Source organism: Vibrio sp. 10N.247.311.47, from assembly GCF_041467535.1.
Lineage (GTDB): Bacteria > Pseudomonadota > Gammaproteobacteria > Enterobacterales > Vibrionaceae > Vibrio > Vibrio crassostreae_C.
The window spans coordinates 119297-144665 of the sequence record NZ_JBFSUR010000010.1; the positions used below are offsets into that span (position 1 = coordinate 119297).

General features: G+C 45.2%; 21 protein-coding genes. 16 read left to right on the forward strand and 5 right to left on the reverse strand.

What is annotated here, in order from left to right; all coding sequences use genetic code 11:
* Positions 1–16: 16 nt before the first annotated feature.
* On the forward strand, positions 17–1354 hold the full coding sequence (locus AB6E51_RS09210; protein WP_050633591.1) for an MATE family efflux transporter: 1338 nt from the start codon (positions 17–19) through the stop codon (positions 1352–1354).
* Positions 1355–1439: 85 nt separating this feature from the next.
* Here the strand turns inward: AB6E51_RS09210 and AB6E51_RS09215 are convergent, their stop codons facing one another.
* From AB6E51_RS09215 to AB6E51_RS09230, 3 genes are all read right to left on the reverse strand, one after another.
* Entirely contained in the window at positions 1440–2318 is an 879-nt protein-coding gene (locus AB6E51_RS09215; RefSeq protein ID WP_017059237.1) for a U32 family peptidase, read from the reverse strand.
* Positions 2319–2336: 18 nt separating this feature from the next.
* Complete coding sequence (locus AB6E51_RS09220; RefSeq protein WP_408063610.1) at positions 2337–3350, reverse strand: peptidase U32 family protein; 1014 nt, start codon at positions 3348–3350, stop codon at positions 2337–2339.
* Between the two features lie 168 nt (positions 3351–3518).
* Positions 3519–5558 carry a bifunctional diguanylate cyclase/phosphodiesterase gene (locus tag AB6E51_RS09230; RefSeq protein ID WP_017068226.1) on the reverse strand — a complete coding sequence of 680 codons (2040 nt, stop codon included), beginning with the start codon at positions 5556–5558 and terminating at the stop codon, positions 3519–3521.
* Between the two features lie 258 nt (positions 5559–5816).
* On the opposite strand from AB6E51_RS09230, the gene AB6E51_RS09235 reads away from it, so the two are divergent.
* The 12 genes from AB6E51_RS09235 to deoD all read left to right on the forward strand — a co-directional run bounded on the left by AB6E51_RS09235 (position 5817) and on the right by deoD (position 17079).
* Positions 5817–6344: an SCP2 domain-containing protein gene (locus AB6E51_RS09235; RefSeq protein ID WP_029235120.1), complete on the forward strand. Its 528-nt coding sequence runs from the start codon at positions 5817–5819 to the stop codon at positions 6342–6344.
* On the forward strand, positions 6328–6831 hold the full coding sequence (locus tag AB6E51_RS09240; protein WP_017059241.1) for a GNAT family N-acetyltransferase: 504 nt from the start codon (positions 6328–6330) through the stop codon (positions 6829–6831). The genes AB6E51_RS09235 and AB6E51_RS09240 overlap by 17 nt, the downstream gene beginning before the upstream one ends.
* Positions 6832–7029: 198 nt before the next feature.
* On the forward strand, positions 7030–7428 hold the full coding sequence (locus tag AB6E51_RS09245) for a DNA polymerase III subunit psi (RefSeq protein WP_017063280.1): 399 nt from the start codon (positions 7030–7032) through the stop codon (positions 7426–7428).
* Complete coding sequence (gene rimI, locus AB6E51_RS09250; RefSeq protein ID WP_017059243.1) at positions 7421–7876, forward strand: ribosomal protein S18-alanine N-acetyltransferase; 456 nt, start codon at positions 7421–7423, stop codon at positions 7874–7876. Before AB6E51_RS09245 ends, rimI begins: the two co-directional genes overlap by 8 nt.
* A 172-nt stretch (positions 7877–8048) precedes the next feature.
* Positions 8049–9629: a peptide chain release factor 3 gene (gene prfC / locus AB6E51_RS09255; RefSeq protein WP_017063282.1), complete on the forward strand. Its 1581-nt coding sequence runs from the start codon at positions 8049–8051 to the stop codon at positions 9627–9629.
* 105 nt (positions 9630–9734) lie between these two features.
* Complete coding sequence (locus AB6E51_RS09260) at positions 9735–9890, forward strand: DUF5363 family protein (RefSeq protein WP_017066983.1); 156 nt, start codon at positions 9735–9737, stop codon at positions 9888–9890.
* Positions 9871–10683, forward strand: coding sequence for a TatD family hydrolase (locus tag AB6E51_RS09265; RefSeq protein WP_372057924.1), 813 nt, complete (start codon positions 9871–9873; stop codon positions 10681–10683). The genes AB6E51_RS09260 and AB6E51_RS09265 overlap by 20 nt, the downstream gene beginning before the upstream one ends.
* A gap of 204 nt (positions 10684–10887) precedes the next feature.
* Positions 10888–12150: a NupC/NupG family nucleoside CNT transporter gene (locus AB6E51_RS09270; protein WP_017058833.1), complete on the forward strand. Its 1263-nt coding sequence runs from the start codon at positions 10888–10890 to the stop codon at positions 12148–12150.
* A 520-nt stretch (positions 12151–12670) separates the two neighbouring features.
* Entirely contained in the window at positions 12671–13447 is a 777-nt protein-coding gene (gene deoC / locus AB6E51_RS09275) for a deoxyribose-phosphate aldolase (RefSeq protein WP_010436196.1), read from the forward strand.
* Between the two features lie 221 nt (positions 13448–13668).
* The gene (deoA, locus tag AB6E51_RS09280; protein WP_372057923.1) at positions 13669–14997 is read left to right on the forward strand and encodes a thymidine phosphorylase; all 1329 of its coding nucleotides are present in this window, start codon (positions 13669–13671) and stop codon (positions 14995–14997) included.
* A gap of 76 nt (positions 14998–15073) precedes the next feature.
* Complete coding sequence (locus AB6E51_RS09285; protein WP_017063284.1) at positions 15074–16294, forward strand: phosphopentomutase; 1221 nt, start codon at positions 15074–15076, stop codon at positions 16292–16294.
* 65 nt (positions 16295–16359) lie between these two features.
* Positions 16360–17079, forward strand: a complete 720-nt coding sequence (gene deoD, locus AB6E51_RS09290) for a purine-nucleoside phosphorylase (protein WP_017063285.1) — start codon at positions 16360–16362, stop codon at positions 17077–17079.
* Positions 17080–17206: 127 nt separating this feature from the next.
* Here the strand turns inward: deoD and AB6E51_RS09295 are convergent, their stop codons facing one another.
* On the reverse strand, positions 17207–17818 hold the full coding sequence (locus tag AB6E51_RS09295) for a YtjB family periplasmic protein (protein ID WP_076655999.1): 612 nt from the start codon (positions 17816–17818) through the stop codon (positions 17207–17209).
* A gap of 109 nt (positions 17819–17927) precedes the next feature.
* Here AB6E51_RS09295 and serB point away from each other — a divergent pair, with 109 nt between their 5' ends.
* On the forward strand, positions 17928–18908 hold the full coding sequence (gene serB, locus AB6E51_RS09300; RefSeq protein WP_017058828.1) for a phosphoserine phosphatase: 981 nt from the start codon (positions 17928–17930) through the stop codon (positions 18906–18908).
* Between the two features lie 122 nt (positions 18909–19030).
* On the opposite strand, the gene AB6E51_RS09305 is transcribed toward serB, so the two are convergent.
* Entirely contained in the window at positions 19031–21376 is a 2346-nt protein-coding gene (locus tag AB6E51_RS09305) for a PilZ domain-containing protein (protein ID WP_171732465.1), read from the reverse strand.
* A gap of 161 nt (positions 21377–21537) precedes the next feature.
* Here AB6E51_RS09305 and radA point away from each other — a divergent pair, with 161 nt between their 5' ends.
* Both radA and fusA read left to right on the forward strand, forming a co-directional pair.
* Complete coding sequence (radA, locus tag AB6E51_RS09310; protein ID WP_372057922.1) at positions 21538–22917, forward strand: DNA repair protein RadA; 1380 nt, start codon at positions 21538–21540, stop codon at positions 22915–22917.
* 234 nt (positions 22918–23151) lie between these two features.
* Positions 23152–25239, forward strand: a complete 2088-nt coding sequence (gene fusA, locus AB6E51_RS09315; protein WP_017058825.1) for an elongation factor G — start codon at positions 23152–23154, stop codon at positions 25237–25239.
* Positions 25240–25369 lie beyond the last annotated feature (130 nt).

Below are 25369 nucleotides of genomic sequence, written 5' to 3' on the forward strand. Positions count from 1 at the left end.
GAAAGTAGAGTAAGAAATGAGTAACTCAATTAGTCGTCAATTTTGGCGATACACAATCCCTACCGTTGCGGCCATGTTGGTTAATGGCCTGTACCAAGTGGTGGATGGCATCTTCATTGGCCGCTATGTGGGGGCTGATGGACTTGCAGGTATCAATGTTGCGTGGCCTGTGATTGGTTCGATTCTTGGTATTGGTATGTTGGTGGGTGTGGGCACAGGTGCGCTTGTCTCGATTCGCCAAGGTGAAAAAGATACTCAAGGCGCTAAGCAGATCTTAGCAACGGGCTTAACCTTGTTGTTAGCGATAACGCCTATTGTCTCTGCATTGCTGTTCTTGTTTGCTGATAACTTCTTGCTTTGGCAGGGCGCTGAAGGGCGAGTGTATGAACTTGGTCTGCAGTACTTACATATTCTGATTGGTGCTAGTGTCTTCACGCTAGGTTCGATCGCGATGCCGTTTCTACTGCGTAACGATGACAGTCCGAACTTAGCGACGATACTGATGATCGTTGGTGCGGTGATTAATATCGTGCTCGATTACCTGTTTATCGCTCTCTATGGCTGGGAGTTGATGGGTGCAGCATTAGCAACAGCGATTGCCCAGTTTGTAGTAACGGCTCTCGGCTTGGCTTACTTCTTCTCGCGTCGAGCAAACCTACGTTTACGTTGGAATGAGTTGAGATTGAAGCTGGATGTGATTCCACAAATCTTCGCCATTGGTACATCAAGCTTCTTTATGTACGCTTATGGTTCGATGATGGTGGCGTTGCACAATGCGTTGTTCTCTCAATATGGCGACCAGTTGATGATCGGTGCTTACGCGATTTTGGGCTACATCGTGACGGTTTATTATCTCACGGCTGAAGGTATCGCCAACGGCATGCAACCATTGGTGAGCTACAACCATGGTGCGCGTAACCAAGCAAACATCCGCAAGCTACTTAAGATTGCGATGATGAGTTCGGTATTGATTGGTGTGGCGTTCGTGCTGCTTCTGAACGCGTTCCCACGTGAGTTTGTATCAGTATTTAACTCAGACGAACCTCAGTTGGTTGAGTACACGGTGTTGGGTATTCGACTACACATGTTTGCATTGGCGCTGGACGGTTTCTTAGTGGTAGCGGGTGCTTATTACCAAGCGGTAAACAAGGGCAGCAAGGCGATGTTTGTAACGATAGGCAATATGCTAATCCAACTGCCGTTCCTGTATATCATGCCTAAGTTGTACGGTGTGCCGGGGATCTGGATTGCGTACCCACTGTCTAACATCGCGTTAAGTGTGGTGGTGATGGTAATGCTCTACAAAGACTTAAAGAAGCTCGATGCCTCACCGATGGAAACAGCGACGGCATAGGCCGTGTTTCTTAAGTCGCATTAAAAAGGTCTAGCGAACGCTAGACCTTTTTTGTATCTGTTGCTGGTTAGTCCAATGCGAGGAACTAGATGTTCTTAACGTCTAAACCTGCAAGCTGATGCCAGTAACCATTACATTGGCGGCTTTCAATCTTCATCGGTTTTTGACCTTGCTCGTTCGCTCTGAAGTTATTGATTTCAGAGAAGGTATCGATGCCGAGTGGGCTTAAACGAACCACATCAACCAAGTCGTGCATATTTGGCAAATCGTTGACTAGGTTGTAGCAGTAGCCTGATTGCGTCTGAATACCGTTAAGGTTGAAGACTGATTGGCCTTCTTGGCTTTCTACTTGTAGCCCTGTTGGGTACTTGATACAGCAGGTTTCGCAATCGTCTTTAGCTTTGTTTTCAGCGCGAGCGGTAAAGCAGCGTGCTGAGTAAGCAAGCGGTAGGTAGCCGTGGCTAAACACTTCAACTTCGAACTTGTTACGAATATTTAGCTCTTCGCACTGGGTCATTACGTTGCTTAGCCATTCGCGAGAAAGCTCAACCGGCATACACCAACGCGTCATACCTTGTTTCAAGAACAGGTTCAGGGTGCGTGCGTTGTAGGTGTTTACTGCCGGGCCAACCACGAAAGGTACTTTGCTTTCGCTGGCCAGTTGAATAGCAGACACATCATTGGCTTCGATCGCAAAGTCACCGTTATCGATGTACTTCTTCATGATGTTGACTTCGCTTGGTGCTTCTAGCAATGCCATGGTGGAAAGTACGACTTGCTTACCTGAAGCCGACAGCTCTTTAGCAATGTCCATCCAGTGTTTCGCTTTCATCTCACGACGCTTTGAACACACCGCTTCACCTAGGTAGATGATATCGGCAGAGCTTGATTTCGCTTGCTCATAGAAGCTTTCAACGTCTTGTTTTGGCCAAAAATAAAGTAGAGGGCCTAATGCGTATTTCATTGAGTTCTCCATTTGGCTCTATTGCCATTTACGGTGATAAGCGCCAAGCGTGGTTTGTGTACCTTCAGATACATTCGCCAGTGTCGCATTCCAAGCTTGTTCCACTTGGTATTGTTCTGGGTTCGCTAAGTAGCGATCGATAGCTGCGCGCCAAGTGCGAGTGACTTGTTCAACATAAGCCGGGCTGCGTTGGCGACCTTCAATCTTCACTGAGGCAACGTTTGCCGCGAAAAGCTCAGGCAACATGGATAGCGTGTTGAGGCTGGTGGGCTCTTCAAGTGCGTGATAGCGCTTACGTTCACCATCGGTCTCGGCTTCAAAGCGGCCTTTACACAGCGTTGGGTAACCTGCGTTCTCACCTGCTTCATACTTATCGATAAGGATTTCGTTCAAGCGAGACTCGAGGCCAGTTTCTGTTTCTTGCCAGCGAACGTATTTTGCGGGAGAACAAGCACCAACGGTATTTGGTGATTCGCCTGTCATGTATGAAGAGAGGTAGCAACGGCCTTCTGCCATGATGCACAAGCTACCAAAAGCGAATACTTCAAGGTCAACGTCAGAAGTGATGTTACGAGAAAGCTGTTTGACCTGATGAATCGACAACACACGCGGTAGTACGACACGCTTAACGTTGAAGTTTTTATGGTAGAAGTCGATAGCCGCCGCATTGGTCGCAGATGCTTGCACTGATAGGTGCAGTTCGAGATCTGGATACTTATTTGCTGCGTACTCAAGCACCGCGATGTCTGCGATGATCAGCGCATCAACACCCAGAGCAGCGGCGTTGTCTACGGCATTAGTCCAACGGTCGAAGCCATTTGGGTGAGCAAACGTATTTAGGGCAACATGAATTTTCTTGTTGTGGTCATGCACATACTGCACAGCACGATCGAGCTTTTTACCCGCAAAGTTTAGGCCTGCAAAGTGTCGGGCATTGGTATCGTCTTTGAATCCGATATAGACAGCATCCGCACCACAATCAATAGCGGTTTTCAAAGCAGGTAAGTTACCCGCTGGGCATAAGAGTTCCATTTGCTCACTACCAGTAGAATTAAGTTGAAGCGAGCATTTTATGAAGAATTGTGAATGACGGAATTGATGTAAGGCAGGTTTAGATGGATAAATCTGCTTTTACTCCGTTTGAGGTACTGACGAGTGACCGTTTTACATGTTGGCTTGGTTTAAATATGAGGTACTTGATTAGTTCTTATGACGGCGGTTTTGGGCAAACAACTCTTCGACATCTTGTTTTGGTTGCGGACGGTAGAAGTGGAAGCCTTGAATCGAACTACAGTTGAGGTTCGATAGCAGAGTTGCTTGCTCACTGGTTTCGACACCTTCAGCAACCACGGTCAAATCGAGAGATTTACCTAGGTTGATGATGTTTTCAATTACGGTGATTTGCTTTGGTAGGGTATCGATATCAGAGATGAAAGCACGGTCTATCTTAAGCTCATCAATTGGGAAGCGAGCAAGGTAAGACAGTGAAGAGTAACCTGTACCAAAATCATCAATGGAGAGAGCAAAGCCAAGTTTCTTGATGGCGTTAAGCATTTGGAGTGTGTGTTCACTATCACTCATCACCGCACTTTCCGTTAGCTCGAACGTAATCGCACTTGGATCAAGCTCGGTCGAACGCAGTAGCTTTTCCATGTAATCAATCAGTTTCGGGTTACCAAACTGTTCTGGTGAAAGGTTGATAGCCACTCGACCTGGAAGGATACCTTGCATCTTCCAGCGCTTAACCGTAGCAAATACTTCACGCATTACCACTCGGCCAAGTTGTTCAATAAGCCCTGCTCGTTCCGCCACAGGAATGAACGCGGCCGGACTGATATAACCTTCGACAGGATGCTTCCAACGTACCAGAGCTTCAGCGCCGTTGATGGTGAAATCACGGGCATTCACTTTCGGTTGATACCAAACCTCAAGTCCATTTTGTTGCAGTGCTTTTTGGAGCTCTATCTCAAGCCACAGTCGCATACGCGCTTCTTTATTCATCTGTTCGTTGAACTTGATCAGACGATTACGACCACGATCTTTCGCTTCATACATTGCTGTGTCTGCATTTTGCAGCAAGATACGAGCATCAGTACCATCTTGAGGAAAGCTCACACTACCAATAGAGCAGGCTAAGCGCTTGCTAAAGTGGTGAAGATCGAAGGGTTGATTGATCAGGGAAATGATCTTTTCAGCGAGCATTTCAGGTGTTCGCTGATGTTCAGGTTCTGGAAGGATAATACCAAACTCATCCCCGCCTAAATGTCCAATCACGGCCTTACGAGGCAGTAAGCGTTTAAGACGCGAAGCGACCTCTTTAATCACCTTGTCACCGATGTGATGACCAAGTGAGTCATTGATATTTTTAAAGTTATCAATGTCTAAGTAGAGCATCACCACCGGCGTATCGTTGTGAATGAACTGCTCAAGACGCTTAGTAAACCCAACTCGATTGTAGAGTTTGGTCAGTGCATCTATGTAGGCATCTTCACTGTTTGCTGGTGTGTATTGTTTTGCGGTTTCTTGTGCGTCTTGGATAAGCACCAACTGAGTGTTGCTTCCAAGAACAGTGGTGGAGTCGATGTTGAGCTGAACCTTACGTTCAAAGCCGCATCGTGCACCCGTTAAGCAAACCAAACCAGACTCAGAAATAATAGAGCTGAGGTTATTATTGAAGACTGTTTTGGTTTGTTCATCGATAAATAGGCGTCCCAACTCTTCACCAATTAACTCTGTGGTTGAGTTAAAGCCAAGCAAGCGCGCTGCTGCTGGGTTAGATGACAAGATGTAGTCACTTTCAACGAGCAGTAATCCATCTGGAAGTAGTTGAGATAGTTTGTGGAATTTGGCTTCGGATTCTTCTAAAGAACGGACAAGTACTTGGTTTTCTGATGTGTCGAAGGCGTGAAAGACGATGTAGTCGGTTTTGTTGCCATTGGTAAGCGGAGATAGGCTGAAATGAAGGCTGGTATCGAGGTCTGTTTCGTTGAGGGTGACTTCGGCCTCAATCGTTTCGCCACTGAATGCACGCTCATAGTAAGGCTTGAGATGTTGGTAGAACTGTTCGCCCAATGTTTGGCGATCATTCATGCCTGCAAGCTCTGTTTGACTCAAACCAGCAATATCGCAGTAACGCTCATTCACCATAAAATAGTTATGTTGAGCATCAAGTACTGCAAAAAAGAACGGACTATTTGCAGTTAGCTGGGTAAACCAATGTTGTAGTTGTTGGGGAGGCATCAAAGTACTACCAATTCTCCAAGAGCTTGAATATTCACTATCGATAAATATTTATTACTTTTTGTGTGGCTATCGATATTTACCTGTGAGTGCAGCGATCCGCTGTAATTCTCATTACCTGAGTTACTATAACTGTGATTTTCAGGATATTAAAGGTCGAGTATCAAACAGAAGTTAATTTGATACATAACAGTAACTGAGATCTCAACATCATCTATGATGCATTCCATATTATTGACAAAGTTACGGATAAGTCACGTGATAAACAAGATTCGCACTCAACTAGTTCAAAATGCCGCATCAATTTTGCGATCTCCAGTCCAGTTATTGCCTAAAACAGTACAAAAAAGAGCCTTATTGGAGGCGCTTAAGAATGTATTCAAGGAAGCTTTAGAGGACGGTGACTTTGAGTTTTTAGAAGACAAATGGCTGAAAGTCTCAATAAAAGACATGGGGTTAAGTTGGTGTATTAGCTACAAAAATGAGCAACTGGTTGTAGCTGATAAAGAGGTGGTTGAAGATGTAAGCTTTAGCGGCAATCTTAACGATCTTGTGTTGATTGCGGGGCGTAAAGAAGACCCAGATACGCTTTTCTTCCAACGTAGACTGTCTATTGAAGGCGATACCGAGCTCGGTTTAGAAGTTAAAAACTTGATGGATAGCGTAGATTTGGACTTATTGCCGACTCCTATGAAAACTTTGTTAAATCAATTAGCTGATTTTGTGCAGAAGGGAGTACAATCCCCAGATACACAAAGTGAGGTAATGAATGCTTATTCGAACTGAAGCACCGGCAGATATACTTGTCATTGATCGTCTATTGAAATCTGTTTTTGAAACGGATGCAGAAGCTAATTTGGTTATGAGCTTGCGTGAGAATAGTCATTTAACGCTATCGCTGGTGGCTTGCTCTGACGAAGGCGAGGTGGTTGGTCACCTGATGTTTAGCCCAATTACCCTTAAAGGTGACGATCACAACTGGCAGGGGCTTGCACCACTTGCTGTGAAAGAAGAGTTCCGCAACCAAGGCATTGCTAAATCACTGGTTGAAGATGCTTTCTCTACTTTGGTTGATTTTGGTTACCCAGCCTGTGTCGTGCTTGGTGATCCTGCCTATTACGGTCGCTTTGGTTTCAAGGCTGCGAGTGAATTTGGTTTGAGCTGCACTTGGGATGTACCTGAAGGAGCTTTCCAAGCTATCGAGTTAGTTGAAGGTGCGCTTGCAGGGCATTCTGGTGAGATTGCTTACAGTCCTGAGTTCAACGACTTATAAGCTGATTTATCACGCAACAAGATACAAACTGATTTAGTCTAAATAAAGGAGCTTGATGCTCCTTTATTTTTTGTTAGTATCAGCCCTGCTCTAATAAGCGCTCTTTCAATAGAGGCAGCTTTCACAAAACTAGTTCTAACAAACTTCTGGTTTCAATAAACTTTGGCTCCAATAAACTTAAGGTTACTACCGCTAGATATGTCACAAACACACGCGCAATACCTACATGAGATGGGCATTAGCCAATGGGAACTAAGTCACCCAGAGCGTTTAGCAGGTTATGAATCTGAATTGACTCCGCTCTCGAGCGATTGCAAGTTACTGTTGGTTTCGCCTGAAAAACCTCAGGAAGATCTCGCCGTGATGTTTGAGCGAGTACTCAAAAGTATCAAGCTCGACTTATCTCAGGCTTTACACCTTCAACCGCAACACTTGTCTACTGTGGATTTAGGTTCGGTTGAGTGGATATGGTTTGCTGGTTGTGAGTCGGCTCAAGAGCTGAAGGCTAAAACACTTCAATCGCCATTACTGTCTGACATTAACGGTAACAACCAACACCGCCGCGATTTATGGCAACAAATTTGTGCTTATGACTAATCAATTTTTACCGACTTCACAACAACACCTAGACGCCATTTGGAAGATAGAGCAGGCCGCGCATTCTCACCCTTGGTCTGAAAATATGATCCGAGATCTTGATAGCCGAGGCGCTTGTCATCATGTCCTTGAAGTTGATGGACAAGTGGTGGGCTATTTCTTCGCTCAAAATATTGTTGGTGAAGTGACGCTGCTTAATATTGCGGTAGACCCAAGCAAGCAAGGCAAAGGTTATGGTAAGGCACTAACTGAACATTTCCTTGATATATGTGAACAAGCTGATGCGGAAAGTGCTTGGCTGGAAGTTCGCGAAAGTAATGTGAACGCGTTTAATCTTTACGAAAAGGCAGGCTTCAACGAAGTTGATCGCCGTCGTAATTACTATCCAACTAAACAAGGCAACGAAGATGCCATCATTATGAGCTATCTTTTTATGTCTTTTAGCTAGTCATGTTACGTCTTTTCGCTAACTAGATAGCTAATCACAAAATTAGCCAAAAAATAGGGTGTAAACTGACCCTTTAGAAAGTGATACGCTTTCTGTATAATCCGCACACAGAATTCAAGGGCAAGTATTATCTACTTGCCCTTTTTACGCTTTAGATCAGCAAAGGGCGACTATGTCTTTCCAACAAGAAGTGAGCAAACGTAGAACGTTTGCGATTATCTCTCACCCGGATGCGGGTAAAACCACGATTACTGAAAAAGTTCTTTTATTCGGAAACGCGATTCAAAAAGCGGGTACCGTAAAAGGCCGTGGCTCTAACCAGCACGCTAAATCTGACTGGATGGAGATGGAAAAAGAACGTGGTATCTCGGTAACTACGTCGGTAATGCAATTCCCATACAATGATTGCCTAGTAAACCTACTCGATACTCCAGGACACGAAGATTTCTCGGAAGATACGTACCGTACGCTAACAGCGGTTGATTCTTGTTTGATGGTTATCGATGCTGCTAAAGGTGTCGAAGACCGTACTCGTAAGCTGATGGAAGTAACACGTCTTCGTGATACTCCAATCGTAACGTTTATGAACAAACTTGACCGTGATGTTCGTGACCCGATGGAAGTGCTTGATGAAGTGGAAAGCGAGCTAGGTATGGCCTGTGCTCCAATCTCATGGCCAATCGGTTGTGGTAAAGAGTTTAAAGGTGTTTACCATATTCACCGTGACGAAACGATCTTGTACGAATCTGGCCACGGTCATGAGATTCAAGAAGTTCGCATCATTAAAGGTTTGGACAACCCTGAGCTAGATGAAGCGGTAGGTGCTGATCTTGCGGAAAGCGTACGTGAAGAACTAGAGCTTGTTATTGGTGCTTGTCCGGAGTTTGATCACGAACTGTTCCTTGCTGGTGAGCTAACGCCGGTTTACTTCGGTACTGCATTGGGTAACTTTGGTGTGGACCACATGCTTGATGGTCTAACGAAGTGGGCTCCTGCACCTCAAACGCGCCAAGCGAATGAGCGTGATGTAGAAGCGACAGAAGAGAAATTCTCTGGTTTCGTGTTTAAGATCCAAGCAAACATGGATCCAAAACACCGTGACCGTATCGCATTCATGCGTATCGTATCAGGTACTTACGACCAAGGCATGAAGATGAACCATGTTCGTACTGGTAAGAACGTAAGTATTTCGGATGCGGTAACCTTCATGGCGGGCGACCGTGCGCGTGCTGAAAAAGCATACGCTGGTGACATTATTGGTCTGCATAACCATGGCACAATCCAGATTGGCGATACCTTTACTCAAGGTGAGAGCCTTAAGTTCGCTGGTATTCCTAACTTCGCACCTGAGCTATTCCGTCGTATTCGCCTACGCGATCCACTTAAGCAGAAGCAACTTCTAAAAGGCTTAGTTCAGCTTTCTGAAGAGGGCGCAGTACAAGTATTCCGTCCTATGCAGAACAACGATCTGATCGTTGGTGCGGTTGGTGTACTTCAGTTCGACGTGGTTGTAGCGCGCTTGAAAGCGGAATACAACGTAGAAGCTATCTACGAAGGTGTTAACGTTGCAACAGCTCGCTGGGTTGAGTGTGACGACGCTAAGAAACTGGAAGAGTTCAAACGTAAGAACCAATCTAACCTAGCGCTAGATGGCGGTGACAACCTGTCTTACATCGCACCAACTATGGTGAACTTGAACCTAGCTTCTGAACGTTTCCCTGAAGTTCAATTCCGAGCGACGCGCGAGCACTAATTTCTCCGCGATCTATTAGAGTTAAACAAAAACGTCTATTGTTCTGCAATAGGCGTTTTTTAATGCGTTTTATTTGAGGTTTAAAGGCTGAGGTTAGAGGCAGTTATGTTGGGTTGGATAAAAACTTGGGTTAAAAGATATGATAAGTGGTGTGAAGAGCTTGGCTTAACGCCTGAGAACAAGCGCAGTTGTGTTGCTTATCGTCGTGATCCTCAAGGGAAACAAATGGAGAGTAGGGAAAATGACACAGCAAATAAGTGACTTTCCGCTGTTTGATACTCATTGCCACGCGGATTTTGAGGCGTTTGAGCAAGGTTTTACACCTGATCAAACTATTGATGGCTATCTTAAAGAAGCGAAACAGGCTCAAGTTGAGAAGTTACTCATCCCTTCTATCGGTCAAAATAACTGGCATAAGCTTGAGAAAATTGCGCAATCTCACCCCAATGTTTACTACGCATTAGGCTTTCATCCTTACTTTTTAGAGCAAGCGGATGAGATGCAATTTGAAGAACTTCACCAACTACTCGCATCAAAAACACGTCAGTGTGTGGCCATTGGTGAGTGTGGGTTGGACTTTTTTGTGGATGTGGAACAGGAGAAACAAGAGCGCTTTTTCATCCAGCAAATGGAACTTGCCAAGGCGTTTGACCTGCCTTTAATCATCCATGAGAGGAAGTCTTACAACCGACTTATCGAGCTAATAAAGCAGCATAAGTTCACCTTAGGTGGTGTGATTCACGGTTTTTCTGGGAGTGAACAGCAAGCTTTGGCGTGGATCAAGCTCGGTTTCTATATTGGCGTCGGTGGAACGATAACTTACCCAAGAGCGCAAAAAACACGCACAACCATCGCAAAATTGCCCCTTGAATGTCTGGTATTGGAAACGGATGCTCCGGACATGCCCATGTATGGAAACCAAGGAAATGTTAATCATTCCAAATATTTAGTTACGATCTTAAATGAACTTTTTTTGCTTAGAAAAGAGCCAAAGCAATCGATTGCAGCGCAAATTTGGCAAAATAGCCATCGCGCATTCGGTATATGTGAATAAAATCGAAGGTTTTTGTTTATCGTTTGCGTAAATTGCACTGAGCTTGTGATTTGGATCACATTTGCGTGTGAATGGTACATGAATCTTCTACGAAAGTGTGAGGACGGCATTACTTTATTAGTGGTCGCATGAGTATAATTGCCTCCGCTTTATAGCCCCATTTTGTAACACGCCAATAAATAACTAATAAGGAAGTCATAAACTATGAGCCTGTTTATGAGCCTAGTCGGAATGGTTGCACTGATCGCAATCGCAGTACTACTATCTGACAACCGCAAAGCTATTAATCTAAGAACAGTGGGTGGCGCTTTCGCTATCCAATTCGCACTTGGTGCATTCGTACTTTACATCCCTTGGGGTCGTGATCTACTTGCAGGTTTCTCTGCTGGTGTAGCAAACGTGATCGACTACGGTAAAGACGGTACTGGTTTCCTATTCGGCAGCCTAGTTAACTTCTCAGTTGACGGTATCGGTTTCATCTTTGCTTTCCAAGTACTACCAACTCTGATTTTCTTCTCTGCACTTATCTCTGTACTTTACTACATTGGTGTTATGCAAATTGTAATCAAAGTTCTTGGTGGTGGTCTTCAGAAAGCTCTAGGTACTTCTCGCGCCGAGTCTATGTCTGCAGCAGCAAACATCTTCGTTGGTCAAACTGAAGCACCTCTAGTTGTTCGTCCATTTGTTCCTAAAATGACTAACTCTGAACTATTCGCAGTAATGTGTGGTGGTTTGGCTTCTGTAGCTGGTGGTGTACTAGCGGGTTACGCATCTATGGGTGTACCTCTAGAGTACCTTGTAGCAGCATCATTCATGGCAGCACCAGGTGGTCTACTATTCGCTAAAATCATCAAGCCTGAAACAGATACGCCAGACGACAACATCGCTGACGAAATGGACGGTGGCGATGACAAACCAGCTAACGTTATCGACGCAGCAGCAGGTGGCGCATCAGTTGGTCTACAACTAGCACTTAACGTTGGTGCAATGCTACTAGCATTCATCGGTCTAATTGCTCTAATCAACGGTATCCTAGGTGGCATCGGTGGTTGGTTCGGTATGGAAAACCTAACTCTAGAACTTCTTCTAGGTTGGATCTTCGCACCGCTAGCATTCATCATTGGTGTTCCATGGGAAGAAGCAACTATCGCTGGTTCTTTCATTGGTCAGAAGACAGTTGTTAACGAATTCGTTGCATACCTAAACTTCGTACCATACGTTGGTGAAAACGCTCAAGTTGTTGCAGCAACTGGTCAAGTGATGTCTGAGAAGACTCAAGCTATCATCGCATTCGCACTATGTGGTTTCGCAAACCTTTCTTCAATTGCGATTCTTCTAGGTGGTCTAGGTGGTATTGCACCAAGCCGTCGCCACGACATCGCACGTATGGGTGTTAAAGCGGTAATTGCTGGTACTCTATCTAACCTGATGGCAGCAACAATTGCTGGCTTCTTCCTGTCTTTCTAATTAGTTAGAAATCGATATATAGACGCCATAATAATATCGCCCCGTAGCAAGAAATTGCTGCGGGGCTTTTTTGTTTTTAGGCCTGCCGTTTTTAGTATATGCACGCGCTTATGCTTAGATTCGATGTAGGGTCTAGAATGTTTTTTTGAGATACAAACCGTTTGCGTTCTAAGGAGCACTACAATTTATTGATGGATACCTATAATGTATAAGCTAAAGGGATAGGATGTCTCTGTTGGCAAGAAAGTAACCTCGAAATCAACTCGAACGTTATTCTTCTGGGATTAAGCCAAAATTAGCGATACGCTATAGATGTTAGACACAACATGACTGATTTGTTGTGCCATAGACCAAACTGGTACTGTGCGGTGACAAGGATTGCAATTGGTAGCGAAAGTTATCAAGTCTTCAGGGAACCAAGTCCGTTCATTTGTGGCTACTGAGCATTACTAAAATATCCATCTATACTGGATGGAGGGCGAAGTAGTTAACTATTTGAATATATTGATCGGAGATAGAAATGAGCGATTTAAAAGCAGCAGCTCTACGTGCACTTAAACTTATGGACCTAACTACGCTAAATGACGACGATACTACTGAAAAAGTAGTGGCGCTTTGTCATGACGCGAAGACTGCAGTAGGCAACACCGCTGCAATCTGTATTTACCCTCGCTTTATCCCAGCAGCTAAGAAAGCGTTGCGTGAGCAAGGTACTCCAGAAGTACGCATTGCGACTGTAACTAACTTCCCTCATGGTAATGACGACATCGAAATTGCTGTTGCAGAAACAAAAGCAGCGGTAGCGTACGGCGCAGACGAAGTTGACGTAGTATTCCCATACCGTGCTCTTATTGCTGGCAACGAAGAAGTTGGCTTTGAGCTAGTTAAACAGTGTAAAGCAGCTTGTGGTGACATCACGCTTAAAGTGATCATCGAAACAGGTGAACTGAAAGAAGAAGCACTAATCAAGAAAGCTTCTCAAATCTGTATCGAAGCAGGTGCAGACTTCATCAAAACTTCAACAGGTAAAGTGCCAGTAAACGCGACTCCAGAGTACGCGCGCATGATGCTTGAAGTTATTCGTGACATGGGTGTTGCTAAAACAGTTGGTTTCAAACCAGCTGGTGGCGTACGTACTGCTGAAGATGCAGCACTATACCTAGCAATGGCTGATGAGCTACTAGGCGCTGAGTGGGCAGACAACATGCACTACCGTTTTGGTGCTTCAAGCCTACTAACTAACCTTCTTAATACATTAGAAGTGACAGACCAGACTGCTGATCCAGCAGCATACTAATTTACTCGTCATATTTGACACCGCAGCGTTGTTGACTGCGTAAGTTCCTCCTAATCACATAGAGTCTATGCTCATAGGAATGAACTCACTGGTCGCCTAACTGCAACGCCAAATATTTAGAGTATTGAACATAATAAGTCTGTTTGATGGAGTGGCGTCAAGCCACTCCATATTACCTCTTTTCCCTACAAACCATACTCACTAGAGTTTGGGAGGCACTAATGTATCTACCTCAAGAAATTATTCGCAGAAAACGTGACGGTGAAGTCCTAACAGCTGAAGAAATTAACTTCTTCATTCAAGGTGTTGCTAAAAACACGGTTTCTGAAGGCCAAATTGCCGCATTCGCAATGGCTATCTTTTTTAATGAAATGACGATGCCAGAACGTATCGCACTAACTTGTGCAATGCGTGATTCAGGTATGGTGATTGACTGGAGCCACATGAACTTTGATGGCCCAATCGTTGATAAACACTCTACTGGTGGTGTTGGTGACGTAACTTCTCTGATGCTTGGCCCTATGGTGGCAGCATGTGGTGGTTTCGTTCCAATGATCTCTGGTCGTGGTTTAGGCCACACTGGCGGTACGCTAGACAAGCTAGAATCTATCCCGGGTTACAACATTACACCAACCAACGAAGTGTTCGGTGAAGTAACGAAAGATGCTGGTGTGGCTATCATCGGTCAAACAGGCGATCTAGCGCCTGCTGACAAGCGTGTTTACGCGACTCGTGATATCACAGCAACCGTAGATAACATCTCGCTAATTACGGCTTCAATCCTATCTAAGAAACTGGCTGCTGGCCTTGATTCTCTAGTGATGGATGTAAAAGTAGGTTCAGGCGCATTCATGCCGACTTACGAAGCATCTGAAGAGCTAGCGAAATCTATCGTTGCAGTAGCAAACGGTGCGGGTACTAAAACAACAGCAATCCTAACGGACATGAACCAAGTGCTGGCTTCTTCAGCGGGTAACGCAGTAGAAGTTCGTGAAGCGGTTCAGTTCCTAACGGGTGAATATCGTAACCCTCGCTTGTTAGAGATCACTCTAGCATCGTGTGCTGAAATGCTGGTGCTCGGTAACCTAGCTAAAGACTCAGACGAAGCGCGCGAAAAACTGATGGCAGTACTGGATAACGGTAAGGCAGCAGAGTGCTTCGGTAAAATGGTAGCGGGCCTTGGTGGTCCAGTTGATTTCGTAATGAACTACGATAACTACCTAGAAAAAGCAGACATTATTAAGCCAGTGTACGCGTTAGAAAGCGGTGTGGTATCAGCAATGGATACTCGTGCAATTGGTATGGCTGTGGTTGGTATGGGCGGCGGTCGTCGTGTAGCAACTGACAGCATTGATTACGCAGTCGGTTTTGATCACTTCATTCGCCTAGGTGAAGTAGCAAGTGAAGATAAGCCATTAGCAATGATTCATGCTCGTAACGAACAACAGTGGCAAGAAGCTGCAACAGCATTACAAAATGCAATCACTGTGGGCGGAGAATATACAGCAACGCCAGACGTTTACCGTCAGATTCGTTCTGAAGACGTGTAAATAACAGGTATCGGTATACCTCGCGTATACCGATAAACAGAGTTCTGGTGCAAAGAGCAATAAGTTGGTGAAGAAAATGAAAAGAGCATTTATTTTAGTTTTAGATTCATTCGGTATCGGTGAAACAGCGGATGCAGACAAATTTGGTGATGTAGGTTCTGACACTATGGGCCACATCGCAGATCATTGTGACCAAGGTCTTGCAGACAATGCAGATCGTAAAGGTTCACTGGCACTGCCAAACCTGTCTAAGCTAGGTCTAGCGATGGCTCACAAAGAGTCTACGGGTCGTTTTGCTCCTGGTATGGATGCAGACGCTGAGATCATTGGCGCTTACGGTCACGCTGCTGAGCTGTCTTCTGGTAAAGACACGCCATCAGGTCACTGGGAAATCGCAGGTGTTCCTGTACTGTTTGACTGGGGCTACTTCACCGACAAAGAGAACAGCTTCCCAAAAGAACTGACTGACCGCATCCTTGAGCGTGCAGGCCTGTCTGGTTTCTTGGGTAACTGCCACTCATCTGGTACGGAAATCCTAGATAACCTAGGTGAAGAGCACATGAAGACTGGTCTGCCAATCTTCTATACTTCTGCAGACTCTGTTTTCCAGATCGCTTGTCACGAAGAGACATTCGGCCTGCAAAACCTATTAGACCTTTGTCAGATTGCTCGTGAAGAGCTAGAAGACTACAACATTGGTCGTGTTATCGCTCGTCCGTTCATTGGCCCAGGTAAAGGTCAATTCGAACGTACTGGTAACCGTCGTGATCTTTCTGTTGAGCCACCTGCAGCCACCATTCTTCAGAAGTTGGTTGATGAGAAGGGCGGTAACGTTCACTCAATCGGCAAGATCTCTGATATCTACGCGGGTTGTGGCATCACTCAGAAAACCAAAGCAACAGGTATTCCTGCGCTATTTGAAGCAACCAAAGAAGCGATCAATGAAGCAGGCGACAACACTATCGTGTTCACTAACTTCGTTGATTTCGACTCAGCTTACGGCCACCGCCGTGATGTTGCTGGTTATGCAGCGGCACTTGAGTACTTCGATGGTCGCATCAATGAAATCATCGATATGATGAAAGAAGATGATGTGCTTATCCTAACGGCTGACCACGGTTGTGATCCGACATGGCCAGGTACAGACCATACTCGTGAGCACATCCCTGTGATTGTTTACGGTCAGAAGGTTCCAGCCGGTTCTTTAGGCCGTCGCGATACGTTCGCTGATATCGGTCAAAGCTTAGCGTCATACTTTGGTACATCGCCAATGGGACACGGTACAAGCTTTCTATAATAGTTAACGAAGAGAGAGGGAAACCTCTCTCTTCTTTTTTTGTTTTGAGATTAAGGATATTTTCAATGGCTACTCCACATATTAATGCTGAAATGGGTGATTTCGCTGACGTAGTTTTAATGCCAGGTGACCCGCTACGTGCTAAATACATCGCTGAAACCTTCTTAGAAGAAGTGGTTCAAGTGTGCGACGTTCGCAACATGTTTGGTTACACCGGTACTTACAAAGGTCGTAAGGTTTCGGTAATGGGACACGGTATGGGCATTCCATCTTGTTCTATTTACGCGACTGAGCTGATCAAAGACTTTGGTGTGAAGAAGATCATTCGTGTAGGTAGTTGTGGTGCAGTGAGCGAAGATATCAAAGTGCGTGATGTGGTGATCGGCATGGGCGCATGTACTGACTCTAAAGTGAACCGTATTCGCTTTAAAGATCATGACTTTGCGGCTATTGCGGATTACAAAATGGTGCGCGCGGCAGAAGATGCAGCCAAAGCTCTCGGTGTCGGCGTAAAAGTCGGTAACCTGTTCTCGGCTGAGCTGTTCTACACGCCAGATCCAGAGATGTTCGAAGTAATGGACAAATACGGCATTGTTGGCGTAGAGATGGAAGCGGCTGGCATCTATGGTGTGTGTGCTGAATACGGCGCAAAAGCTCTAACGATTTGTACTGTTTCTGACCACATTAAGACTGGTGAGCAAACGACATCAGATGAACGTCAAACGACTTTCAACGACATGATGGTTATCGCACTAGACTCTGTACTGCTTGGCGACCAAGAATAATCTTGATTTGTCTTAGCTTGATAAGTTAACAGATAACAAAAAGCCCCGTTGCTGCCTGAGCGTCGGGGCTTTTTATTGGATTGCTGTATTTATTCTGAGTCTAGTATTTATTGTCAGCCTAGTGTGTTTATGAGCTTACATTTTTCAATAGTAAGTTCTCACCAGACTTAGTTGGTCTTCTGCGAATCAGCATGATGAACAACACGCCACTCACAAACCCCATCAACACCATACCGATCATGTAGCGATCACTTTTGCGGTAGTGGTGATCAGAAATCGCCGTCATCTTACCGGTTTCAAAAGTCACTCGAATAAAGCCGATGATCGTTTTCTCTGGAGAATAAATAGGTTCAACTAACTGTTGTCTGCCGATACTTGCTGTTGAAAGTGGTGTATCTAAGCCAAGAACCTCACGTACCGAGAGGGCTTTTTCGCTCGAAGCCAGTCGAATACCCTCTGCATCATAGATGGTGGTATCGAACACCAGTCGGTCTTGAGATAGCTGGTTAGTCAGATCAAGCAATCGCTCTTGGTCTTGTTGCGTGATCATCTTGCTGGCTGAAAGTGATGCCTGAGAGATAAGCAGCTTGGTAAGAGTTTCCAACTGTTTTGCTTGGATCTTCTCGTTACCTTTACTGATCACGACCGTATTTTTAATCGTTACAACGAACATGGTAGCCAACAAAATGAGGGCTAGCATTCGTAAAGCGTTACGTATTGAGAACAATGATTCATTCATGTTTCACGAAGCCTGAAATAAACAAATGTTATGATTAAGACATATTGAGACTTGCGTTTTCAAATTGCAATAGGTTAACGTTTAGCATAGTTAATTAGGAATCATACACATGGACGCTCAGAAATATCTGCCGATAAAAAGGCATACGACATTATTAACTCGACTCCCCGAGACTCGTTTCGCTTCTCAACTCGCTAAATCCAAGGCCAATTGGATTGTGTTTGGTGAGTACCTATCTCCACAATCTTTCGATGACATCGACTTTTTCACTGGCACTTACAACACCATCCTCGATACGTGGAAGGTTGGGCATTATGAAGTGGCTTTGATGTCAGGCAATCTAACGCCAGCACACGAAGAAATCCTCCAAGCGCTAAAGCTTGATTATGCTTGCCTTAGCGAGGTCCCAGACTTATCTAAGCCAGGTTTGATCGTGATGGATATGGATTCCACAGCGATTCAAATTGAATGCATCGATGAGATTGCCAAGCTAGCTGGAGTGGGAGAGTTAGTCTCTGAAATCACAGAACGAGCAATGCAAGGCGAGCTCGACTTTGAACAGAGCCTACGCCAGCGAGTAGGAGCACTGAAAGGTGCGGATGAATCGATATTAGAGCAAGTGCGTCAGTCATTGCCATTCATGCCAGACTTGGTCGGGCTGGTGAATACTCTAAATAAGCTTGGCTGGAAAACGGCGATTGCATCAGGCGGTTTTACTTACTTCTCTGACTACCTGAAAGATACCCTTGATCTAGACCATGCTCAATCAAACACGCTTGAGATCGTCAACGGTAAGTTGACGGGTGAAGTCTTAGGCGATGTTGTTTCGGCGCAGACCAAAGCGGATATCTTGGTAGAGTTGGCTGAAGAGTACGAATTGGAACTACATAATACCGTTGCCGTTGGTGATGGTGCCAATGACTTGGTGATGATGGGCTCTGCAGGTTTAGGCATTGCCTACCACGCAAAACCAAAAGTAGAGCAGCAAGCTCAAACTGCTGTTCGTTACGCAGGTTTAGGCGGTGTGCTGTGTATCTTGTCGGGTGTATTGGCTAAGCAACAGAAGATCAGCTGGCAAGCGAAACCTTAGGGGCTCTACCTAAGTGCTATTGGCTATGTATCTTATTTAGCAATAGTGGCTCAGACACAAAAAAAGCAGGCTATCAGCCTGCTTTTTCAATTTTCATGCTTAAGTTAATACGCCACTCGAGGCTAGCGTGTTAGCTCCAATCGAATCAGCACTTCATCGGTAATGTCCTCTATCTCGCCATAACCGATAAACGCCGTCACCTCATTCTCTAGCTTCTTAGCTTGATGCATACTGATGCGTGAAAGCTCTTCTAAATCCGACTGGAATAAACTCGTTAGCGGATTAAAGATAGGTGCCGTGGTGACTCGCAATACATACACATCACCTAAGTGCTGCGCTTTCTTGATGAATAAGATGCGTTCCTTTGCTGAGGCGAAGTCTTTGACCAACTTGGTGTGTACCGACTGGATTTTGTCGCCAAACTTCACTGCAGCAATGTACACGTCATGATGCTTAGGCTCCGCACCTTCAATTCTTTTTAGTGGCTCAGCCAACAGTGAGTTGGTGTGACCCTTGAAGATTGGCTCGAGTGAGAACTTTTGGTTGTGACCAAGTTTAGCAAGTAACGTTAGATGCTTATTCAGTGGGAAATTCACACCAATGATCTTACAGCGCAGCGTTGAACTTGGCTTATCAATGAATATTGGGTTACTGACCATCTTGCTCAACAAAATGTTGTGCAGTGATTCGAGTAGCGAATGTGTTGGCAGTATCTCTTGCTTCTTAATCAGCTTACTTTGGTTTTGATCGATAAGCCCATTAAGGAAAGCGATGGTACGCATTGTCTTGGCGTTCTCGGCAATAACCAACTGCACGTTGCGACCATTCGGACTCACTCGAATTACGTGGTAAGGCACTGTGCTCAGTGGCAGGTTCTTGTCATAGAGCTGCAGTTCATTGAAGTTCACTAATACCGGATCATTAATCTTGAGTACCATTGGGTGTTCAAGGCTAATGCTCAGTCCACGTTTCGAGATATCTAAGGTGTGTCCGTTCGCCGCTGCGCCATCTTGTGATGTAAGTTGCAACGGTGACTTAAATTGGTATCTCGGCTCTTTACGACGGGTCTGAGAGTCAAAGTAAATGCTTTGAATATTGCCGATGACAGTACGCGGGTGACGGAAGCGGTTCAATTCACTGCTTGGAATGCGTGGCTTTTCACTCAAAAGATAGTCAGCAGCACTTTCGTGATCGCCAATCTCTTGCAAGATTCCGCAATGCGTCAGTTGAGCTGAGCTTTGAGCTAGAGTCTCCGAGTGCTTAGCTAATGCTTGTCGTTCTGTGTCTGACAGTTCGAAAACCGAGAACTTGAACGCCTTCCAACTTTTACGTTTACCACCGATGTGCCAGAACAGCTGTCTTTGTTCACGAGAGGCTTCAGGCAGCATCATTGAATAGAACAAGGTCTTGTTTTGGTGTTCATGGGTAAAAGAGTAGATAACGTTACTGGTTCCCTTCACTCCTGGTTTCGCCAGCAGGTTCATACGTTGCTCGTTGAACAGGGTGCCCAGTGCTTGTTGATTTCGCTCGTCGTGCCAATATTGCCATAACGGATGGTTGTTATCCGTCAGTAGGGCAAGCTTGAGTTCGCTGCCGCTGAAGAACAGGGGAAGGTTACAAGTGTGCTTTAGATAGGTGTGTTCGATTCCTCGAGTACGAGTTCGAATAATCCTATCTTGATTCTCATGGCTGGTTTTCTTACTGGTGCTATTTAAAGACTCATCGAGTAAGCGAGCCACAATATTGTTGTCGCTTACCTTGATGGTTCTTAGAAATTTGACCGCGTTGTTCTCATAAGATTCGTCGATACCCAAAACACGAAATTCAACCGCTTGGTTAACATCGTTTTCTTGGGACTTTTCGATAAGCTCTGAGAACTTAACGCTGATGATCTCGCCGAGGTTGTATCGAAAGGCGCTCGGTACTTTGAACTTTGCACCCGACGGGGAGATATCAACCGTTACACCATGTAGGCTTTGCCCTTTCGATGTGGTGATCTCGACCTGCGAGCTAATCTTGAGTCTGTTCTCTTGGCGTTTTAAGTCGTAACCTAGGTTAATAGCTTCCGCTTCGTACGGGCTATTGGCGCTAGTAATGTCGTGGTTACCTTGAGAAGATGTTTTAACAACGCTCAGAGGCTGAGTTCGCGGAGTCATTACTAACTCCCATGCGCCTTCTGTGTAACCTTTAAACTTTTTCGTACCACGTTGATATGCGTTTAAAGCGATATCATCGAGCCAGTGCTTACGGCCATCGAGAGTGAACTGACGACACTCATTATCAATACGCCCGCGTAAATCAATGCTCTTTGTACACGGAGCCATGATACGATTCAGTTCCATTTTAACGAGCAGCTTCAGAGACGGCGATTCCCCTTCTGTCATTTGAGAAAGAAGGAATTCGAAATCTTCGGCGTGGTAAGCCGGGATTAAACGTTCTGCTACAGATAGAATTTCAGATTGCTGCATACTTTTCTTGTTAGAATGGACGGTGCGTTTATGTTATCGACTAGTTTAAATCGATCTTTAAGTATAAGTGGTATGACTGCAACTTTTATTTTCATCCGTACGGTCAAATAAGTCACAAATTGACAACATCATTGTGTAATTGAGTAAATTATTGAGGTTTTATGGCGAAGGCAAAGCGAGCTTATGTGTGTAATGACTGTGGTGCCGATTTTCCACGTTGGCAGGGGCAGTGCAATGCATGTGGTGCTTGGAACACGATTACAGAAGTTAGGTTAGCCGCTTCACCTCAGGTCGCACGTAATGAACGATTGAGTGGTTATGCGGGCGGTGCAACTGAATCTTCGGTTCAAACGCTGTCAGAAATCGATCTGCAAGAAGTCCCACGTTTTAGCAGTGGCTTTAAAGAGCTAGACCGCGTACTTGGTGGTGGTGTCGTACCGGGTGCTGCGATCCTGATTGGTGGTAACCCGGGTGCCGGTAAATCAACGCTGCTATTACAAACCATGTGTCAGCTTTCTTCTCAATTACCGACTCTCTATGTAACCGGGGAAGAATCTCTGCAACAAGTCGCGATGCGTGCGTCTCGACTTGGATTGCCAAAAGAGCACCTAAAGATGCTCTCAGAAACGAACGTGGATAAGATTTGTCAGGTTGCAGAAAAAGAACAACCTAAGATCATGGTTATCGACTCGATCCAAGTTATGCACGTTGCGGATGTTCAATCTTCTCCGGGCAGTGTTGCACAGGTTCGTGAATCGGCAACCGCATTAACGCGCTACGCAAAACAGAATAACGTTGCTGTGTTCTTAGTTGGACACGTAACTAAAGACGGCACCTTAGCAGGGCCAAAAGTACTTGAGCACATTATTGACTGTTCTGTTTTATTAGATGGCGGAACCGATAGCCGTTTTAGAACGCTACGCAGCCACAAAAACCGTTTTGGTGCAGTGAATGAACTGGGTGTGTTTGCGATGACAGGCCAAGGGCTAAAAGAAGTCAGCAACCCATCCGCTATCTTCTTGTCTCGTGGTGAAGAAGAAACCTCGGGCAGTTCTGTCATGGTGGTGTGGGAAGGGACGCGTCCACTTCTTGTCGAAATCCAAGCGCTGGTGGATTATTCACAGCTGGCTAACCCACGTCGCGTCGCTGTCGGCCTAGAGCAAAACAGGCTTTCTTTGTTATTAGCGGTGCTGCATAAACACGGCGGCTTACAAATGGCTGACCAAGATGTGTTTGTGAATGTCGTCGGTGGTGTTAAAGTAACCGAAACCAGTGCTGATCTTGCGTTGGTGATGGCTCTACTTTCTAGTTTCAGAGACCGCGCATTACCAAAAGATGTGGTGGTATTTGGAGAAGTAGGCCTAGCGGGTGAGATTCGACCTGTACCGAGCGGACAAGAGCGTTTAAATGAAGCATTTAAACACGGCTTTAAGAAAGCGGTTGTACCGGCGGCTAACATGCCTAAAGGTGGCATTCCAGGAATGCAGATCCACGGTGTGAAAAAATTATCGGAAGCAATTAATGCTTTTGATGAGTTGTAATTGAACTCACTTCAGCTACTCTATACTGCAGCAATTCAGCCTAACCTTAACGCCGATTAGGCTTTAGGTTAGCACTATAATTAACAATCATTTAGATTGTTACTACTGAGTGCCTTTTTCTATATGTTAGAAAAAGGCAAAGTTTTTTAGTCCCAAATGCATGCAAAGCTATCAGTCTTCACAGATTGTGATATACTCTGCGCGCATTTTATATCCTATTAACAGAGTAAGACAATGGCAGATTTATCGAAATACAGAAACATTGGTATTTTCGCGCACGTTGATGCGGGTAAAACAACTACCACTGAGCGTATCCTTAAGCTAACTGGTCAAATCCACAAGACTGGTGAAGTACATGATGGCGAATCAACGACTGACTTCATGGAACAGGAAGCTGAGCGCGGTATTACTATCCAATCAGCAGCTGTAAGCTGTTTTTGGAACGATCACCGTCTAAACGTTATCGATACTCCTGGACACGTTGACTTCACAGTTGAAGTATACCGTTCTCTTAAAGTTCTTGATGGCGGTATCGGTGTATTCTGTGGTTCTGGTGGTGTTGAACCTCAATCAGAAACTAACTGGCGCTACGCTAACGAATCAGAAGTATCTCGTCTGATCTTCGTTAACAAACTAGACCGTATGGGTGCAGACTTCTACAACGTTGTTGACCAAGTTAAAAACGTTCTAGGTGCAACTCCTCTAGTAATGGTTCTACCAATCGGCCGTGAAGACGAGTTCGTTGGTGTTGTAGACCTACTAAGCCGTAAAGCATACGTTTGGGATGACACTGGTCTTCCTGAAAACTACGAAATCAAAGATGTTCCAGCGGACATGGTTGATGACGTTGAGCAATACCGTGAAGAGCTAATCGAAACTGCTGTAGAGCAAGACGATGACCTAATGGAAGCTTACATGGAAGGTGAAGAGCCTTCTATTGAAGACGTTAAGCGTTGTATCCGTAAAGGTACTCGTGATATCGCATTCTTCCCAACGTTCTGTGGTTCTGCGTTCAAGAACAAAGGTATGCAACTTATCCTTGATGCTGTAGTAGATTACCTACCAGCACCAACTGAAGTTGACCCTCAGCCTCTAATGGATGAGAACGGTGAAGAAACTGGCGAACACGCTATCGTTTCTACAGATGAGACTTTCAAAGCGCTTGCATTCAAAATCATGGATGACCGCTTCGGTGCTCTAACTTTCGTTCGTATTTACTCTGGTAAACTGAACAAAGGTGACACGATTCTTAACTCATTCACTGGCAAGACTGAACGTGTTGGCCGTATGGTTGAGATGCAAGCTGATGACCGTAACGAACTAACTAGCGCACAAGCTGGTGACATCATTGCGATCGTTGGTATGAAGAACGTGCAAACTGGTCACACTCTATGTGATCCTAAGCACCAAGTAACGCTTGAGCCAATGGTATTCCCAACTCCAGTAATCTCAATCGCTGTATCTCCAAAAGATAAAGGCGGTTCTGAGAAAATGGGTATCGCTATCGGTAAAATGGTTGCAGAAGATCCATCTTTCCAAGTTGAGACTGACGAAGAGACTGGCGAAACTATCCTGAAAGGTATGGGTGAACTTCACCTAGACATCAAGGTAGATATCCTTAAGCGTACATACGGCGTTGACCTAACTGTAGGTGCTCCTCAAGTTGCTTACCGTGAAACTATCACTCAAGCAATTGAAGATAGCTACACGCACAAGAAGCAATCTGGTGGTTCTGGTCAATTCGGTAAGATCGATTACCGTATCAAACCAGGCGAAGCAGGTTCTGGCTTCAAGTTCAACTCTGTAGTTGTGGGCGGTAACGTTCCTAAAGAATTCTGGCCTGCAGTTGAGAAAGGCTTCGCATCTATGATGGAAAACGGCGTACTAGCTGGCTTCCCAACTCTAGACGTTGAAGTTGAACTTTTCGATGGTGGTTTCCACGCAGTCGATTCATCTGCTATCGCATTTGAAATCGCAGCGAAAGGCGCATTCCGTCAATCTATGCCTAAAGCTGGCGCGCAACTTCTTGAGCCAATCATGAACGTTGACGTGTTCACTCCAGACGATCACGTTGGTGATGTTATCGGTGACCTTAACCGTCGTCGTGGCATGATCAAAGATCAACAAGCTGGCGTTACTGGTGTTCGTATTAAAGCTGACGTACCTCTTTCTGAGATGTTCGGCTACATCGGTCACCTACGTACTATCACTTCTGGTCGTGGCCAATTCTCTATGGAATTCGCACAATACGCACCATGTCCAACTAACGTTGCTGACGAAGTGATTGCAAAAGTTAAAGCAGAAAAAGAAGCTGGTAAGTAATTAGCCCTTTTCTCAATTAGCTAAAAAAGCCCCGCAAGTGAAAGCTTGCGGGGCTTTTTATTGCCTGTAACATACTGCGAGATGCGAGATGCGAGATGCGAGATGCGAGATGCGAGATGCGAGATGCGAG